This is a genomic window from Saccharothrix sp. ALI-22-I (assembly GCF_001984175.1).
GTDB lineage: Bacteria > Actinomycetota > Actinomycetes > Mycobacteriales > Pseudonocardiaceae > Actinosynnema.
Genome location: NZ_MTQP01000056.1, coordinates 145,423 through 160,609, shown reverse-complemented (window position 1 = coordinate 160,609; position 15,187 = coordinate 145,423). Strand labels below are relative to the sequence as shown.

Below are 15,187 nucleotides of genomic sequence, written 5' to 3'. Positions count from 1 at the left end.
CAGAAAAAGGCGCAAAAAATCCACCTGAAGGGGTACAGGAAATGAGTGGCGGCCGCCATCGGCCTTTGTCACGCTCAGTGCGTGAGCCAGCGCAATCAGGTGAGGGGCTACGAGGAGCTGAGGGTGTCTGAAGACCTCGGTGTCCGTGCTGGGGGAGGGGCGAGTGGCCCGTACCTTGGTGATCGGCGGGACCGTGGGTCCCCTTGATCGTCCGATCGGGTGACAACCAGGGCGGCCCAGGCACGGTTGGGTGGCCGTCCATGCCGCCGGTCGAGCGATGACAGGGGGTTCCACGGTCATCATCCGGGTGAATGAGGGACCATGTCGGGTGACCCGACCGGAGCGGCATCAGGCCGCCCCTGCCCTGTGATACGGACGGAGACCGATCAGTGAACGTCAAGAAGGTGGTGACACTGGCGGCGGTCGCGCTGGTGCTGTTCCTCCTGATCACCCAGCCGAACGAGTCCGCCGACGGGGTGAGGACCGCGCTCGGGTGGCTCCAGTCCGGCGCCGAGTCGATCATCACCTTCGTCCGCAGCCTCTTCGCCTAGCGGACCCGACGAAGTCCGCTCAATGCGGTTACACCCGGTAGTTGCCAGCCGTCGGCGTTGCACCGTACGGGTGGAATGAGGGCTATAACGCCCTGGTAACAGGGTTTTTGACAAACCAGGGTCTAGCGGTTGTCGGTACCCGCTAATACGGTGCGTCGCATTGGCTGATCTTCGACCGACGAGGAGGCAGAATGGTCGAGGACTCCGGAGTCGACGAGCTGCTGAGGCAGTGGGCGGCTGAGCGCTCGGACGACGCCGAGCTGCAGGAGGTGAACCGGATCAAGGACGCGTGGCTCGCGGAGGCACCACCGTCCGCGCCGGGGATCCCCGTGCAGCGGGCGAATGGCGGACCGCGAGGCCTGGTGAAGGTCGAATCCGCGGATCCGGCGTACGTCGCGGCGATGCGGAAGCGGGCGCCCGAGGTGCCCGAGGCTCTGCTCGCCGCGGCCGCCAGCTACTGGCAGCTGGTGGGCGACCTGTCCGAGGCGGAGCAGTGGTGGGACGCGGGCATCAGCCCGTTGGACCAGCGGGCTCTGGACTACCGGGCGGCCGGGCTCACGCCCGCCGACCTCGGTCGTCGTCTCGGCCCGATGACGGTGCTCCAGCACCTGCGTCGGGGTAGCGCGGCGGCCTGGTGCGTGGCCAGGTTGCAGAGGCAACGCCGGGACGGCGTGGCCTGAGTCGGGACGAGTAGTCGGGCAACCGAGTCGGGGCGGGCTCCTGCGGTAGCGGAGCCCTCACCTTCGAGGGGTGGGCTCCCGTGCGGGGAGCCCAAGCCCTGGCGCAGTACTCTTGAAGGCGTGCAAGGCCTCTTCACTCCCCAGCGCCTGGCCGTCGGGGCCGTGTGCCTGGCGGCACTCGTCGTCTGCTGCGGCCTGGCCTACTGGCAGTGGGAGCGGTTCTCCGAGGCCGGTGGCACGTTCCAGAACCTGGGCTACGTCTTCCAGTGGCCGCTGTTCGGCCTCTTCCCGGCGTTCATGGTGTGGCGCATCCGCAGGCTGGACGCGCGACGCAAGGCCGAGGAAGCCGCCGAGGCCGCGGCTGCGGGCGCGCACGAGGCCGCGCCGGAGCCGGTGGCCGCGCCGTCGAAGCCGGTCGTTACCGTTGAGCCCGTCAGAGCACCCGCGCACGACGACGAGGACGACGAGCTCGCGGCCTACAACCGCATGCTCGCCCAACTCCACGCGCGGGACCAGCGGTGAGGCGAAGGTAGGGCGATGAGCGGCGCGTTGACCAGGTTCCGGTTCATGGCTTACGTGGTCGGCGTCGGCCTGCTGCTGCTCGTGGTCGCGATGATCGCCAAGTACGCGGGCGGCAACGAGGGCATGATGCAGGTCGTCGGCCCGATCCACGGTTTCCTGTACGCGGTGTACCTGGTGATCACCGTCGACCTGGCGCTCAAGGCCCGCTGGTCGATCAAGGGCACCGCCCTGGTGCTGCTCGCGGGCACCATCCCGTTCGTGTCGTTCTACGCCGAGCGCCGGGTGGTCGAGAGCGTCCGGGCCGAGAAGAGCCTGTGACCAGGCTTGACCCCGTCCCCGGGCACGCCTAGCGTCTGGCGGTACCAACTGAACACGGCCGTCGATGTCGCGCGGGAGAGTCCTCAGCACCGCCTGGGGCGCCGAAGGAGCAACTCCTCCCCGGAATCTCTCAGGCACAGCTACCGCCCGACGAAGGCAACTCTGGAAAGCAGGCGTGTTCGCGGCGCCTCGCCCACGGTGCAAGCCGCCCTCATCCGGCGGCGAAGCTCTCAGGCTCATGAACAGAGGGGGAGGCTCACTCGACGAGGAGTCTCCGATGGACCGTGTCATCCTTCGTACGCTTCCGCCGACCCGACCGGTCGGCGCTACCGGCATGTCCGCACCCAGGGAGGACCCCGCCTGATGGAAAGCCGCCGCACGCCCCTGCACGCCGAGCACGAGGCGCTGGGCGCCATGTTCACCGATTTCGCGGGCTGGCGGATGCCGCTGCGCTACGACAGCGAGCTGGCCGAGCACCACGCGGTGCGCACCTCGGCGGGCCTGTTCGACCTGACCCACATGGGTGAGATCGTGCTCACCGGCCCCGAGGCGGGCGCCGCGCTGGACCACGCCCTGGTCGGCCACGCGTCCGCGATCGGCGTCGGCCGCGCCCGCTACACGATGATCTGCGAGGCCGACGGCGGTGTGATCGACGACCTGATCGTCTACCGCACCGGTGAACTGGAGTACCTGGTCGTCGCGAACGCCTCCAACGCCGCCGTCGTGCACGAGGCGCTGGTGGCGCGGGCGAAGGGCTTCGACACGACCGTCGCGGACAAGTCGACCGACTACGCGCTGCTCGCCGTGCAGGGCCCGAAGGCCACCGCGATCCTCGAAGGCCTCACGCCCACCGACCTGGCCACGGTGAAGTACTACGCGTCGTACCCGACCGAGGTGGCCGGCAAGGCGGTGCTGCTCGCCCGCACCGGCTACACCGGTGAGGACGGCTTCGAGCTGTTCGTCGCGCCGGACGACGCCGCGCACGTCTGGCAGGCCCTGCTGGCGGCCGGCGCGCCGCACGACCTCAAGCCCGCCGGCCTGGGCTGCCGCGACACGTTGCGGCTGGAGGCGGGCATGCCGCTGTACGGCAACGAGCTGGGCCGCGACAGCACGCCGTTCCACGCCAACCTCGGCCGGGTGGTGAAGCTCGACAAGCCGGGCGACTTCATCGGCCGCGACGCCCTGGCCGCCGTCGCCGAACAGGGGCCGGACCGCAAGCTGGTCGGCCTGAAGACCGCCTCACGCCGCGCGCCCCGGCACGGGTACCCGGTGCTGGACGCGACGGGCAACGTCATCGGCGAGGTCACCAGCGGTGCCCTGTCGCCGACCCTGGGGTACTCGGTGGCGATGGCGTACGTCGCCGTCGGCAACACCGAGCCCGGCACCGAGCTGTCGGTGGACGTCCGCGGCAAGCGCGAGCCGGTCGAAGTCGTCGCACTGCCCTTCTACAAGCGCTCTTCGTAAGGGAGACCCACACATGTCCGAGCACTTCAACACCTCCCTCGCGGAGTTCGACCCGGAGGTCGCGGACGCCGTGGCCGCCGAGTTGCGCCGGCAGCAGAGCACGCTGGAGATGATCGCCTCGGAGAACTTCACGCCGGTGTCGGTGCTCCAGGCGCAGGGGTCGGTGCTGACCAACAAGTACGCCGAGGGCTACCCCGGCCGCCGCTACTACGGCGGCTGCGAGAACGTCGACGTGATCGAGCGGCTGGCGATCCAGCGGGTCAAGGACCTGTTCGGCGCCGGTTTCGCCAACGTGCAGCCGCACTCGGGCGCGCAGGCCAACGCGTGCGCGATGTTCGCCCTGCTCCAGCCGGGCGACACGATCCTGGGCCTGGACCTGGCGCACGGCGGGCACCTCACGCACGGCATGCGGATCAACTTCTCCGGCAAGCTCTACAACGTGGTGCCCTACCACGTCTCGGAGGAAGACGGCCGGGTCGACATGGCCGAGGTCGAGCGGCTGACGCTGGAACACCAGCCGAAGCTGATCGTGGCGGGCTGGTCGGCCTACCCGCGTCAGCTCGACTTCGCCGAGTTCCGCCGCATCGCCGACTCGGTGGGCGCCTACCTGATGGTCGACATGGCGCACTTCGCCGGTCTGGTGGCGGCCGGGCTGCACCCGAGCCCGGTGCCGCACGCGCACGTCGTGACCACGACCACGCACAAGACCCTCGGCGGTCCGCGCGGCGGTGTGATCCTCACCAACGAGGCCGACCTGGCGAAGAAGATCAACTCTGCGGTGTTCCCCGGCCAGCAGGGCGGCCCGCTGGAGCACGTGATCGCGGGCAAGGCGGTGGCGTTCAAGCACGCCGCGTCACCGGAGTTCGCCGACCGGCAGCGGCGCACGGTCGAGGGCGCGAAGATCCTCGCCGACCGACTGTCCCAGCCGGACGCCGCGGCGGTGGGGGTGAAGGTGCTCACCGGCGGCACGGACGTGCACCTGGTGCTGGTCGACCTGGTGGCGTCCGAATTGGACGGCAAGCAGGCCGAGGACCGGTTGCACGAGGTGGGGATCACGGTCAACCGCAACGCGGTGCCGAACGACCCGCGTCCGCCGATGGTGACCTCCGGCCTGCGCATCGGCACGCCGGCGCTGGCCACGCGCGGGTTCGGTGCGGCGGACTTCACCGAGGTGGCGGACGTCATCGCGGCGGCGTTGCAGGCGTCGCCGGACCTGGCGGAGCTGCGGGCGCGGGTCGAGGTGCTGGCCGCCAAGCACCCGCTGTACCCCACGCTGTGAACGACGACACGGAATAGCGGCCCACTGCACAACGCCCAAATCCCCCGGCCAACCCCAGGCCGGGGGATCAGGGCATTCCACAGTGGACTACGACTTGGCCGGCGGCGCCGGCGGCACGGTCACCCCCGCGGGCAGGCACTCCACGTTGCGCTTGCCGTTGGGCTGCACCACGAACCAGGTGTTGCCGACACCCTGGCCCTTCCACTGGCCCGGCGCCTCGTCCTTCGAGTAGGTGTAGAGCGGCCAGCCGTCCAGGGTGACCTGCTCGGTGCCATCGGCCCGCTTCACCGTCGAAACGAGCGCCGGGTCCACGCCCTGCAACTGCGGCGCGCCGTTGGACAACACGGGCGGCCACGTCACGGCGCACTGACCCTCGCAGTTGGACTTCGCCGGGTCCGGCGTGTCCTTGTCGAACCGGTACAGCGTCCGGCCGTCGCCATCCTGCACGACGTCGCCCATCTTCGGCACGCTCTTGCCCACCAGCGTCACCTGGGGACCGGACGGCGCCGGCGCCGCCTGGCCCTCCGGCGCTTCGGCGGCGGGCACCTCGACCGGGGCGTCCTCGACGGGCGCCGCTGCTTCTTCGCTGGTCGGAGGGGCCAAGGGCTCCTGGACGTCTCCGTAGTCGCCCTGGGCCGCGGCCCCCACCTGCTCGGTCTGCGCGACCGTCTTGCCCTGCAGGCCGGTGGCGTTGGATGTCCACATGACCAGCGCGAGCACGGCTGCCATGCCGCCCGCGACGGCGATGGCGATTCGGTTTCGTCGGATCACACTCACTCCTCCTTGGTCCGTCTGTCGCTCCACCGACAACTACGGCCCTCCTGGCGGTGCGGTTCAGGTCGGCTCAAAGACGTGAACCAAGACAGGGGTGGGTCGCGACCCCCGTAGGGTGTCCGGGTGGGCAACGAGATCTCCTTCCCGCGCCAGCACGCGCGCACCCAGCGGTTCACCCTCGGCGCGCCGAGGACCTTCACCGCGGCACCGGACGGCGCCAAGGTGTACTTCCTCCGCACCGCCACGGCCACGAGCCGGGCCAACGGCCTGTGGGCGTTCGACACCGCCACCCGGACCGAGACGCTGCTGGCCGACCCGAGCACCCTGCTGACCGACCCCGAGGACCTGTCCCCGGAGGAGAGGGCGCGCCGCGAGCGCACCCGTGAGTCGGCGGCGGGCATCGTCGGCTACTCCACCGACAGTGACGTGCGGCAGGCGGCGTTCGCGTTGTCCGGCAGGTTGTTCGTGGTCGAACTCGCCGGCGGCGCGGTGCGGGAGCTGCCGGTGACGGGTGCGGTGATCGATCCGCGCCTGGACCCGACCGGCCGCAAGGTCGGTTACGTGGCGGACGGCGCGCTGCACGTCGTGGACCTGGAGACCGGCGCGGACCGGGTGGTCGCCTCACCGGACGGGCCGGACGTCACCTGGGGTCTGGCGGAGTTCATCGCGGCCGAGGAGATGAGCCGCTTCCGGGGGTACTGGTTCTCCCCGGACGGCGAGCACGTGCTGGCGGCCCGGGTGGACAACGCGCCGGTGCCGCGCTGGCACATCGCCGACCCGGCGAACCCCGGCACGCCCGCCGCCGAGATCGCGTACCCGGCCGCGGGCGAGGCCAACGCCGTGGTCGGGGTGGCGGTCTTCGGCGCCGGTCGGGTGGACGTGGCGTGGGACCACGACGCGTTCCCGTACCTGAGCGCGGTGTCGTGGTCTTCGCACGGCAAGCCGCTGCTCCAAGTCCAGTCCCGCGACCAGCGCCGCGTGCAGGTGCTGGCGGTGGACGTCGAGACCGGCGCGGCCGACGTGGTGGCCGACGACACCGACCCGCACTGGCTGGAGATCGTCCCCGGGACGCCGGCCTGGACGCCGGACGGCGAACTGCTGCGCGTGCTGCCGATCGGTGACGCGAACCGGCTCGTCGTCGGCGACCGCGCGTGGACCCCGGACGGCTTCCAGGTGCGGTCGGTGGTGGACGTGGCCGAGGACGGCGTCCTGGTCACCGCGTCCACCGACGACCCGACCCAGACGCACGTCTTCCTGGTGACGGGGGACAACATCACCCGACTGTCCACAGAGGACGGTGTGCACGGCGCGACCCGCGCGGGCGGCGTGCTGGTGCTGGCCCGTTCGTCGATGGACCACTTCGGGCCGAAGGTGACGGTGTCCACCGGCGGTGAGATCGGCACGTTCGCCGAAACCCCGGTGCTCACGCCGGAAGTACGGCTGATGACCGTCGGCGACCGCGACCTGCGGGCCGCGCTGCTGTTCCCGCGCGACCACGTGCCGGGCGTGAAGCTGCCGGTGCTGCTGGACCCGTACGGCGGCCCGCACGCGCAGCGCGTGATCTCGGCGCGCAACGCCTACCTGACGTCGCAGTGGCTGGCCGACCAGGGCTTCGCGGTCCTGGTGGTGGACGGTCGCGGCACGCCCGGTCGTGGTCCGGCGTGGGAGCGGGAGATCGCGTTCGACTTCGCCGGCGCCACCCTCGACGACCAGGTCGACGCCCTGCACGCGGTCGCCGCGCAGGAACCCGACCTCGACCTCACCAGGGTGGGCATCCGCGGTTGGTCCTACGGCGGCTACCTGGCGGCGTTGGCCGTCTTGCGCCGTCCGGACGTGTTCCACGCGGGCATCGCCGGCGCGCCGGTCACCGACTGGCGGCTCTACGACACCCACTACACCGAGCGCTACCTCGGCCACCCGGCCGACCAGCCCGACGTCTACGACTCGAACTCGCTCATCGCCGACGCCCCGAAGCTGGAGCGCCCGCTGATGATCGTGCACGGCCTGGCGGACGACAACGTGGTGGCCGCCCACACCCTGCGCCTCTCATCGGCGCTCCTCGCCGCAGGCCGCCCCCACACCGTCCTACCGCTCTCCGGCGTGACCCACATGACCCCCCAGGAGCAGGTGGCCGAAAACCTCCTCCTGCTCCAGGTCGACTTCCTCCACCGCGCCCTCGCCTAACCCCCACCCCCGCGTGTCCAACGCCCAGAACACGCGTGTCCAACGTTCGGAACACGCGTGTCCAACGTTCGGAACACGCGTGTCCAACGTTCAGAACGCGCGTGTCCAACGTTCAGAACACCCGAGTTGAACGCTCAGAACACGCAGCGGGGCCGTCCTGCCCGGAGGTAGGACGGCCCCGATCAAGCGGATCTCAGGCCGGCGAGTGGCGCACCAGGTACGGCGGGATCGAGTTGCCGACCAAGGCCAGGTCGTCGATCGTCTCCGGCTGGTAGCCGCACTCCGGCAGCCGTTCGACCATCAACGCGGTCGGGTCGGCCACCTCGTCGGCGCGCCCGAACAGGTAGGCCCACTCGTGCTCGTCCGAGCCGTAGTAAGCCACCGTGCCGAACACCTCGTTGAACCGCTGCCACATGCGGATCAGCGTGGTGTTGCGCCACATCGTCTGGCAGCCCGCCTGGGACACCACGACGCCACCCGGCGTGAGCAGCGCCTTGCACAGGGCCAGGAACTCCGCGCCGTACAGGCGGTTGTGCTGCGCCTCCTCCTCGCGCTCGTCCGGCAGGTCCACCAGGACGATGTCGTAACGCTCGGAGGTGGTGCGGATGTACTCGTAACCGTCGATGTACTGGACGCGGATCGCGCCCTCGCCCTTCTCGGCGAGCGCCAACTCCTCCACCGTGTACCCGTAAGGCAGGTGCTCGGCGCACAGCCGCACGGCCTGCGCGTCGATGTCGATGTGGTCGACCACCGAAGCGCCCGCCGCCACCGCCATCTGGCACACCACGCCCTCCGAGGACCCGATGACCAGCACCCGGTCGACGCGGTCGGCGAGCAGCAGCGCCGGCGCCATCAGGGCCTCGTGGTAGGTCAACTGGCTGAACTCGGTGCTCTGCCGGTCGTCGTCGCAGAACAGCGACAACCCTTGTGCGGTACGGGCGATCACCAGGTGCTGGAACTCGGTCCGGGTGTCGACCACGACCTCGGACACGTCCCAGTGCCTGGTCATACCGGCCGCGAGCGGTTCGCGGATCAAGACGCCTTCTCCTCACCGATGAACGCGGGGACGCGGTGGCCCCGGCTGACCATGTCCGTCCGTGCCGACGCAGCTCCCAGCGCTTGGGCCAGCAACTGCACCGCGAGCGCGGGCTTGGCGCGCGTGCCGCAGGTGAACACGTCCACGAACACCGCTCCGACTTCCGGATAGGTGTGGATGGACGCGTGCGACTCCGACAACAGGGCCAGCACGGTGACCCCTTGCGGCTCGAACTGCTTGGAGACCACCTCCAACACCGTGGCATCAGCCTGGGTGAGCGCTTCACCGAGCGCGTGTCGCAGGAACTGTTCGTCGTCCAACAGTTCTGGGCTCACGCCTTCGAGCTCGGCGAGCACGTGCTGTCCTGCGAACAAGCCCACGGGCTCGGTTTCGCACGGGAGTTCGGACATCAATCACTCCAAACATCTTCAGGAGGTGCACTGCAACGGACAACCGGGGGCGCGCTCATCGCACGCAGTGGGTGGCCAGCGGCGGGAAGCCGTTGAACGCCACCGACGAATAGCTGGCCGTGTAGGCGCCCGCGCCGATCAGGTCGACGTAGTCGCCCGCGCGCAACTCCAACGGCAACTCGTAGCACGTTTTCTGGTACAGGACGTCGTCCGCGTCGCACGTCGGACCGGCCAGCACCACCGGGCCGACCGGCACCCCGCCGAACGGCGCACCGTCCCGGCTCGGCACCAGCGGGTACGCGATCGCCTCGCCCTCGGTCTCGGCCAGGCCGCCGTAGCGGCCGATGTCGAGGAACACCCAGCGGCGTTCGTCCGAATAGGACTTCCGCGACACCAGCACCACTTCGGAGCGGATCACGCCTGCCTCAGCCACGATAGCGCGTCCGGGCTCGATCATCACCTCGGGCGCACGGCAGCCGTCCGGGAGGGCGCCGAAGTGACGGGTGATCGACGCGGTGATGGCCGCGGCGTACTCGGCCAACGGCGGCGGCTGCGTCAGGTAGCCCGCGGGCAGGCCGCCACCCAGGTTGACCGTGGTCAGCGAAAGCCCTTCGGCGTGCAGCTTCGCGGTGATCACCGCGGCGTCGGCGATCGCGCCGTCCCAGCCGCTCGGGTCCAGTTGCTGCGACCCGGCGTGGAATGCCACACCCAGCGGAACCAGACCGAGTTCGGCGGCCGACCGCAGGAGATCCGTCGCCATTTCGGGCGAACAGCCGAACTTCTTGCCGAACGGGTAGGTGGAACCCTTGCTGTTGACCAGAATCCGCAGCAGCACCGACGCGCCGGGCGCGTGCTCGGCGAGCGCGCGCACGTCCTGTTCGCTGTCGGACACGAACAGTCGCACCCCACGCCCGTAGGCGTAGGCGATGTCCCGCGCTTTCTTGATCGGGTTGCTGTACGAGATCGCCTCCGGCGCGGCGCCGCGCTCCAGGCACAGGTCGATCTCGGCGGGGCTGGCCACGTCGAAGCAGGCGCCCTCGGCGGCCAGCAGTCCGACCACTTCGGGCGTGGGGTTCGCCTTCACCGCGTAGAAGATGCCCACCTGCGGCAGTGCCGCGCGGATGGCGTGGAACCGGTCGCGCACGGTCGGCAGGTCGATGACCAGACAGGGGGTGTCCGGTTGCTCATGGTCCAGGAAACGACGGATACGAGCTGTTGCCTCGCGAAGCCGTTGGTCGGCAAAGCTCTTCGTCATCTCGCTAGGGGTCCCCCTCCGCAACCGTGAACAGGCACGGTCTGACCGTCATCAGGCACGGCGGTCCACTCTAGGCGGTGAAGGCGAAAAATGCGCTATCAGCCGGCGAACTTGTGACGCAGCTCCACGACGGTGATGTCCGGCGCCGCGCCGACGCGCACCGGCGGACCCCAGAACCCGACGCCGTTGGTGGTGTAGACCTGGGTGCCGTCGACGGTCTCCAGCCCGCTGCGCACCGGCTGCTGCAAGCCGACCGCGAGGTGGAACGGGAACATCTGGCCGCCGTGCGTGTGCCCGGACAGTTGCAGGTCCACACCGTGCTTGGCGGCCTCGCGGACCTGCACCGGCTGGTGCGCCATCAACACCACCGGCGTCGACGTGTCGCGGCCGTCGAGCGCGCGGGCGTAATCGGGACCGTCCTCGAAGTCCGCACCGGTGACGTCGGTGACGCCCGCCAGGTCGAACGACGCGCCGGCCCGTTCGATCGTCAGCCGCTCGTTGCGCAGCGGGTTGACGCCGAGCCGCTCCAGCTCCGCCAACCACGGCTCGGCGCCCGAGTAGTACTCGTGGTTGCCGGTGACGAAGAAACTGCCGTGCGTGCTCACCAGATCGCGCAGCGGAGCCGCCGCTTCACCCAGCTCGGCCACCGTGCCGTCGACCAGGTCGCCCACGATCGCCACCAGGTCCACCTGCTGGCCGTTGATCATCCGCACGATCCGCTCGGTGTGCGCGCGGCCGAGCAGCGGCCCGAGGTGGATGTCGCTCACCACCGCGATCCGGTAGCCGGACAGCCGCTGGTCGAGCTTGCCCAGCGTCACTGGCACCCGCTTGAGCACCGGGTCGCCCAACGCCTGCGTGGCGCCGTGGGTGACGACGCCCGCCGTGGCCACGCCGCCCGCGACGGCGAGCGACCGTGCGATGAACAACCGTCGGCTCGGGTCCACCGGCTGCGCTTCGGGTGCCGGCGTGGCCTCGGGCGTCTCCACCGCCGCGTCCGGCGCGCCCACCGCGACCGGCACCTCGTGCCTGCGCGCCGAGCGGACCAGCAGCAGCCGCGGGATCTCCAGCACACCCAGGATCAACGCGAAGTAGAACGCGCCCGCCAGCCAGATGAACCCCGACCACGCCACCGCGTCGCCGAGCCGCGACCCCAGCCTGCTCACCGACAGGGCGGCCATCACCAACAGGTAGAGGAACAGCACCACCGCCGTGCCGATCCGACGGCCGCGACCGGGGCCGGTCGTGTCCCGGACGGCCCGCTTCCAGATGTAGTAGTGGGCCGCGCCCATCACGACGGCGAACAGCACGAAGAAGAACAAGCGGGGCCTCCCAGGTGGTGGTGACACCAGTTTCCACGAATCTCGAAACAGCCGTGCAACCCCCTGGGCCCCACCCCGTTGCCGAACGGGCAGACCGACCGGATCGCGACCAGCGGGCCGCGGGCGGACAAGGGCGTCGCGGTGCTCAACAACCTGGTGTCGTCGTTGCCGACCGGGGTGAAGGCCGAGGACAAGACCCGGATCGGCTTCGAGGACTACGGGCCGATGACGCGCACCCAGTCGCAGTTCTCCGAGTACGCCGCCGGTGATCTGGAGGTCTGGGAGTACATGGCCTACGCGGCGGTGGTGCGCGCCGGCGCGCCGGGCGTCGGGGAGCTGTGGATCCAGGTCGAGACCAAGGGCAACACGCAGGTCAAGGGTCTGCCGGGCTGCGGGTCGGCGATCAGCCGGCCGTACCCGGTGACCGGTGACGGTCGGTGCGACGTGGTCGACGCCGGCGGCAAGGAGGTCGCCGTCGTCACGGCGAACAGCGCGGAGGACGGCATGGAACAGGCCGCCTTCTTCCGGCACGAGGACGGCACCCTGGTGATCGTGGCCCAGTCCAGGGAGTACCCGAACTCCGGCCACCCGGCGTTGGCCGAACTGCCGCTGACGCCGCAGCAACTCGCGGCGATCGCCGGGGACCCGAAGTTCCACCTGGACTGAGTCGGGGAGGGACGGGGAGGCCGGGCAGCTGTTGCCCGGCCTCTTCGGTTTCGCCGGCCTCTCAGCCTTGTTCGATCCGGGGTACTCCATTCGGGTGTTCGTGCAGGTACCGTGCTGTGTGCCATGCGGACCCTGCTGATCGACAACTACGACTCGTTCACCTTCAACCTCTTCCAGTACCTGGCCGAGGTGAACGGGCGCGAGCCGGTCGTCATCACCAACGACGACCCGCGGTTCCGGCTGGCCGACCTGCGGCGGTTCGACAACGTGGTGATCTCGCCGGGACCGGGTCGGCCGCAGAACGCGGCCGACTTCGGCCTGTGCCGGGCGGTGATCGAGCAGGCCGAGATCCCGCTGCTCGGGGTGTGCCTGGGCCACCAGGGGCTGTGCCTGGCGCACGGCGCGTCGGTGGGGCTGGTCCCGCCCCGGCACGGGGTGGTGGACCTGGTGCGGCACACCGGGGTGGACGTGTTCGCCGGCCTGCCGTCGCCGCTGCCCGTGGTGCGGTACCACTCGCTGGCCGTGTCCGACCTGCCCCCGTCGCTGGAGCCGATCGCGTGGACGGCTTCGGACGACGTGCTGATGGGCGTGCGGCACCGGTCGCGGCCCGCCTGGGGCGTGCAGTTCCACCCCGAGTCGGTGTGCACGTCGCACGGCCACCAGCTGCTGGCCAACTTCCGCGACCTGACCGACGCGGCCGCCGCCGTGACCTCGGTCCCCCCGCTCCCGGTGCCCGCTGCCGTTCCCCCCGCTCGTGAGGTGCTGGTGCGGCGCGTGGACGTGCACCCGTCACCCGAGGACGTGTACGCGGCCCTGTACGGGGCGTCCCGTGACGCGTTCTGGCTGGACAGCAGCCTCGTCGGTGAACGGGGCCGGTTCTCCGTGATGGGGGACGCCGGCGGGCCGCTGGCGCGCGTGGCCACGTACGACGTGTGGGCCGGCGAGGTGACGGTGGACGGGGTGACGCACCCCGGACCGTTCTTCGACTGGCTGGAGGCCGACCTGGCGGCGTGGCGGGTGGCACCGCCGGAGGTGCCGTTCGAGTTCGCGCTCGGCTGGGTCGGTTACCTCGGGTACGAGCTGAAGGCCGAATGCGGCGGGGTGGCGGCACACCGTTCGGAGCAGCCCGACGCGGCATTCGTGTTCGCCGACCGGGCCCTGGTTTTCGACCACCTTTCCCGGTGCGTCTACCTGTTGGCGTTGTCCGACGACGACGGCTGGTTGGGCCGAACGGCCGAATTCCTGCGCGATTTCACCGCGCCACCCGTAGCCCCACCCACACCGGCCCGCGCGGACTTCGTGCGGTCGCGGCACAGCCGTGCGCACTACCTGAAGCTGGTGGCGGCTTGTCAGGAGGCCATCACGGCGGGCGAGAGCTATGAGGTGTGCCTGACGAACACGGTGACGTGGCGCGGCGCGGTCGATCCCTGGGACGCCTACCGGTTCCTGCGCGCGGAAAGCCCGGCGCCGTTCGGGGCGTTGCTCCGTTTCGGTGCGCTCCGCGTGCTCAGCACTTCACCCGAGCGGTTCATCCGGGTCGACCGACAGGGCGTCGTCGAATCCGAGCCAATCAAGGGGACACGACCCCGCGGTGCGACCGCCGCCGAGGACGAGGCTTTGCGCACGGCCTTGGCCACCAGCGCGAAGGACCGCGCCGAGAACCTCATGATCGTGGACTTGGTCCGCAATGATCTGGGCCATTGCGCGGAAGTCGGCAGCGTCGAGGTGCCCAGGATCTTCGAGGTGGAGAGCTACGCGACAGTGCACCAGCTCGTCAGCACCGTTCGGGCCCGACTGCGTTCCGGTAGTTCCGCCGCACGCGTGGTTAGGGCGGCGTTCCCGGGCGGGTCCATGACGGGTGCGCCCAAGATCCGGACAATGCAGATCATCGACGGGCTGGAAGCCGGGCCCAGGGGTGTCTACTCCGGGGCGCTCGGTTACTTCTCCCTGTCCGGAACGGCCGACTTCAGCATCGTCATCAGGACGCTGGTGGTGGACCGGGACAAGGTGAGTTTCGGGGTGGGGGGCGCGGTCATCGCGCTGTCCGACCCCGAGGAGGAATTCGAGGAGACCGCGGTCAAGGCGACTGCCCTGCTCAGGCTGCTCGGCGTCGACTTCCCAGGTCGCACCACCGTGGTCTGACCTGCGGTTTTCCCCTGCGGTAGGTGAGGTCCACCGCAGGGGAAAACGACTCGCGTCAGGAAGCGTGCGCTTCCTGGAACTGCACGACCAGGCCCTGGGGAATGCGGCCGCGGTCGGAGATCTGGTGGCCCTGCTCGCGCGCCCAGTCCCGAATGCGCTGGGCCTGGGCCTTGTCGCCTGCCTTTACCGTGCTCTTACCGGTGCCCTTGCGCTGCTTGCGGCCACCAGCCCGGCGCGCCTTGGCGACGAAGTCGGCCAGGGACTCGCGGAGCTTGTCCGCATTGTCCTTGGAGAGGTCGATGGAGTACTCCACACCGTCCAGCGCGAAGGTCACGGTCTCGGCGGCTTCGCTGCCGTCGAGGTCGTCGATGAGTTGGACGACGGTCTGCTGTGCCACTGTTCCTCCGTGTGTGCTCGCATAGCGCGTGCTGCCCTCGACTTGTTCTGCGCCACACGCTTGGTTCGACACCATAGTGCACGAGAGGAATATCGCCTAACCTTTCGCGATGAAAATGTGACTGATGCCCCCGGACGGGTCATTTCCCGCCCTAAACCGCACCGGCTGAAATGGGAGGTCCCGAAGCCGT

At 70.0% G+C, this 15,187-nt stretch carries 15 protein-coding genes and 2 riboswitches; of the genes, 9 read left to right on the top strand and 6 right to left on the bottom strand.

Annotation, left to right across the window (positions count from 1 at the left end; genetic code table 11):
* Positions 1–389 precede the first annotated feature (389 nt).
* From ALI22I_RS50880 to glyA, 6 genes are all read left to right on the top strand, one after another.
* Positions 390–551 carry a hypothetical protein gene (locus ALI22I_RS50880; RefSeq protein WP_179118251.1) on the top strand — a complete coding sequence of 54 codons (162 nt, stop codon included), beginning with the start codon at positions 390–392 and terminating at the stop codon, positions 549–551.
* Between the two features lie 191 nt (positions 552–742).
* Entirely contained in the window at positions 743–1,231 is a 489-nt protein-coding gene (locus ALI22I_RS16000; RefSeq protein WP_077006273.1) for a transcriptional regulator, read from the top strand.
* A 120-nt stretch (positions 1,232–1,351) separates the two neighbouring features.
* Positions 1,352–1,753, top strand: a complete 402-nt coding sequence (locus ALI22I_RS15995) for a hypothetical protein (RefSeq protein WP_077006272.1) — start codon at positions 1,352–1,354, stop codon at positions 1,751–1,753.
* Between the two features lie 15 nt (positions 1,754–1,768).
* Complete coding sequence (locus ALI22I_RS15990) at positions 1,769–2,071, top strand: DUF3817 domain-containing protein (RefSeq protein WP_077006271.1); 303 nt, start codon at positions 1,769–1,771, stop codon at positions 2,069–2,071.
* Positions 2,072–2,133: 62 nt separating this feature from the next.
* Positions 2,134–2,227: riboswitch (glycine riboswitch) on the top strand.
* Between the two features lies 1 nt (position 2,228).
* A riboswitch (glycine riboswitch) is annotated at positions 2,229–2,324 on the top strand.
* Positions 2,325–2,434: 110 nt separating this feature from the next.
* Positions 2,435–3,535, top strand: a complete 1,101-nt coding sequence (gene gcvT / locus ALI22I_RS15985) for a glycine cleavage system aminomethyltransferase GcvT (protein ID WP_077006270.1) — start codon at positions 2,435–2,437, stop codon at positions 3,533–3,535.
* A gap of 13 nt (positions 3,536–3,548) precedes the next feature.
* Complete coding sequence (glyA, locus tag ALI22I_RS15980) at positions 3,549–4,814, top strand: serine hydroxymethyltransferase (protein WP_077006269.1); 1,266 nt, start codon at positions 3,549–3,551, stop codon at positions 4,812–4,814.
* 87 nt (positions 4,815–4,901) lie between these two features.
* On the opposite strand, the gene ALI22I_RS15975 is transcribed toward glyA, so the two are convergent.
* On the bottom strand, positions 4,902–5,585 hold the full coding sequence (locus ALI22I_RS15975) for a COG4315 family predicted lipoprotein (protein WP_077006268.1): 684 nt from the start codon (positions 5,583–5,585) through the stop codon (positions 4,902–4,904).
* 126 nt (positions 5,586–5,711) lie between these two features.
* Between ALI22I_RS15975 and ALI22I_RS15970 the strand changes: the two genes are divergently transcribed.
* Positions 5,712–7,772, top strand: a complete 2,061-nt coding sequence (locus tag ALI22I_RS15970; RefSeq protein WP_077006267.1) for a S9 family peptidase — start codon at positions 5,712–5,714, stop codon at positions 7,770–7,772.
* A 193-nt stretch (positions 7,773–7,965) separates the two neighbouring features.
* On the opposite strand, the gene ALI22I_RS15965 is transcribed toward ALI22I_RS15970, so the two are convergent.
* From ALI22I_RS15965 to ALI22I_RS15950, 4 genes are all read right to left on the bottom strand, one after another.
* Positions 7,966–8,808 carry a spermidine synthase gene (locus ALI22I_RS15965; protein WP_077006266.1) on the bottom strand — a complete coding sequence of 281 codons (843 nt, stop codon included), beginning with the start codon at positions 8,806–8,808 and terminating at the stop codon, positions 7,966–7,968.
* On the bottom strand, positions 8,805–9,218 hold the full coding sequence (gene speD / locus ALI22I_RS15960) for an adenosylmethionine decarboxylase (protein ID WP_077006265.1): 414 nt from the start codon (positions 9,216–9,218) through the stop codon (positions 8,805–8,807). Before speD ends, ALI22I_RS15965 begins: the two co-directional genes overlap by 4 nt.
* A 55-nt stretch (positions 9,219–9,273) precedes the next feature.
* Positions 9,274–10,473 carry a type III PLP-dependent enzyme gene (locus tag ALI22I_RS15955; RefSeq protein ID WP_077006264.1) on the bottom strand — a complete coding sequence of 400 codons (1,200 nt, stop codon included), beginning with the start codon at positions 10,471–10,473 and terminating at the stop codon, positions 9,274–9,276.
* Positions 10,474–10,571: 98 nt separating this feature from the next.
* Complete coding sequence (locus tag ALI22I_RS15950; protein ID WP_238598387.1) at positions 10,572–11,792, bottom strand: metallophosphoesterase; 1,221 nt, start codon at positions 11,790–11,792, stop codon at positions 10,572–10,574.
* 78 nt (positions 11,793–11,870) lie between these two features.
* Between ALI22I_RS15950 and ALI22I_RS15945 the strand changes: the two genes are divergently transcribed.
* Both ALI22I_RS15945 and pabB read left to right on the top strand, forming a co-directional pair.
* Positions 11,871–12,458, top strand: a complete 588-nt coding sequence (locus tag ALI22I_RS15945) for a hypothetical protein (RefSeq protein WP_077006263.1) — start codon at positions 11,871–11,873, stop codon at positions 12,456–12,458.
* Positions 12,459–12,581: 123 nt separating this feature from the next.
* A complete protein-coding gene (gene pabB / locus ALI22I_RS15940) occupies positions 12,582–14,600 on the top strand; it encodes an aminodeoxychorismate synthase component I (RefSeq protein ID WP_077006262.1) in 2,019 nt (672 codons plus the stop codon).
* 55 nt (positions 14,601–14,655) lie between these two features.
* Here pabB and ALI22I_RS15935 read toward each other — a convergent pair whose 3' ends face one another.
* Positions 14,656–14,997 (bottom strand): histone-like nucleoid-structuring protein Lsr2, encoded by a 342-nt coding sequence (locus tag ALI22I_RS15935; protein ID WP_077006261.1) that lies wholly within the window; start codon positions 14,995–14,997, stop codon positions 14,656–14,658.
* Between the last annotated feature and the right edge of the window lie 190 nt (positions 14,998–15,187).

Excerpts from the sequence above, each read along its gene's own strand:
- ALI22I_RS16000 (WP_077006273.1), top strand. The coding sequence starts at position 743 with ATGGTCGAGGACTCCGGAGTCGACGAGCTGCTGAGGCAGTGGGCGGCT.
- ALI22I_RS15990 (WP_077006271.1), top strand. The coding sequence starts at position 1,769 with ATGAGCGGCGCGTTGACCAGGTTCCGGTTCATGGCTTACGTGGTCGGC.
- gcvT (WP_077006270.1), top strand. The coding sequence starts at position 2,435 with ATGGAAAGCCGCCGCACGCCCCTGCACGCCGAGCACGAGGCGCTGGGC.
- glyA (WP_077006269.1), top strand. The coding sequence starts at position 3,549 with ATGTCCGAGCACTTCAACACCTCCCTCGCGGAGTTCGACCCGGAGGTC.
- speD (WP_077006265.1), bottom strand. The coding sequence starts at position 9,218 with ATGTCCGAACTCCCGTGCGAAACCGAGCCCGTGGGCTTGTTCGCAGGA.
- ALI22I_RS15955 (WP_077006264.1), bottom strand. The coding sequence starts at position 10,473 with ATGACGAAGAGCTTTGCCGACCAACGGCTTCGCGAGGCAACAGCTCGT.
- pabB (WP_077006262.1), top strand. The coding sequence starts at position 12,582 with ATGCGGACCCTGCTGATCGACAACTACGACTCGTTCACCTTCAACCTC.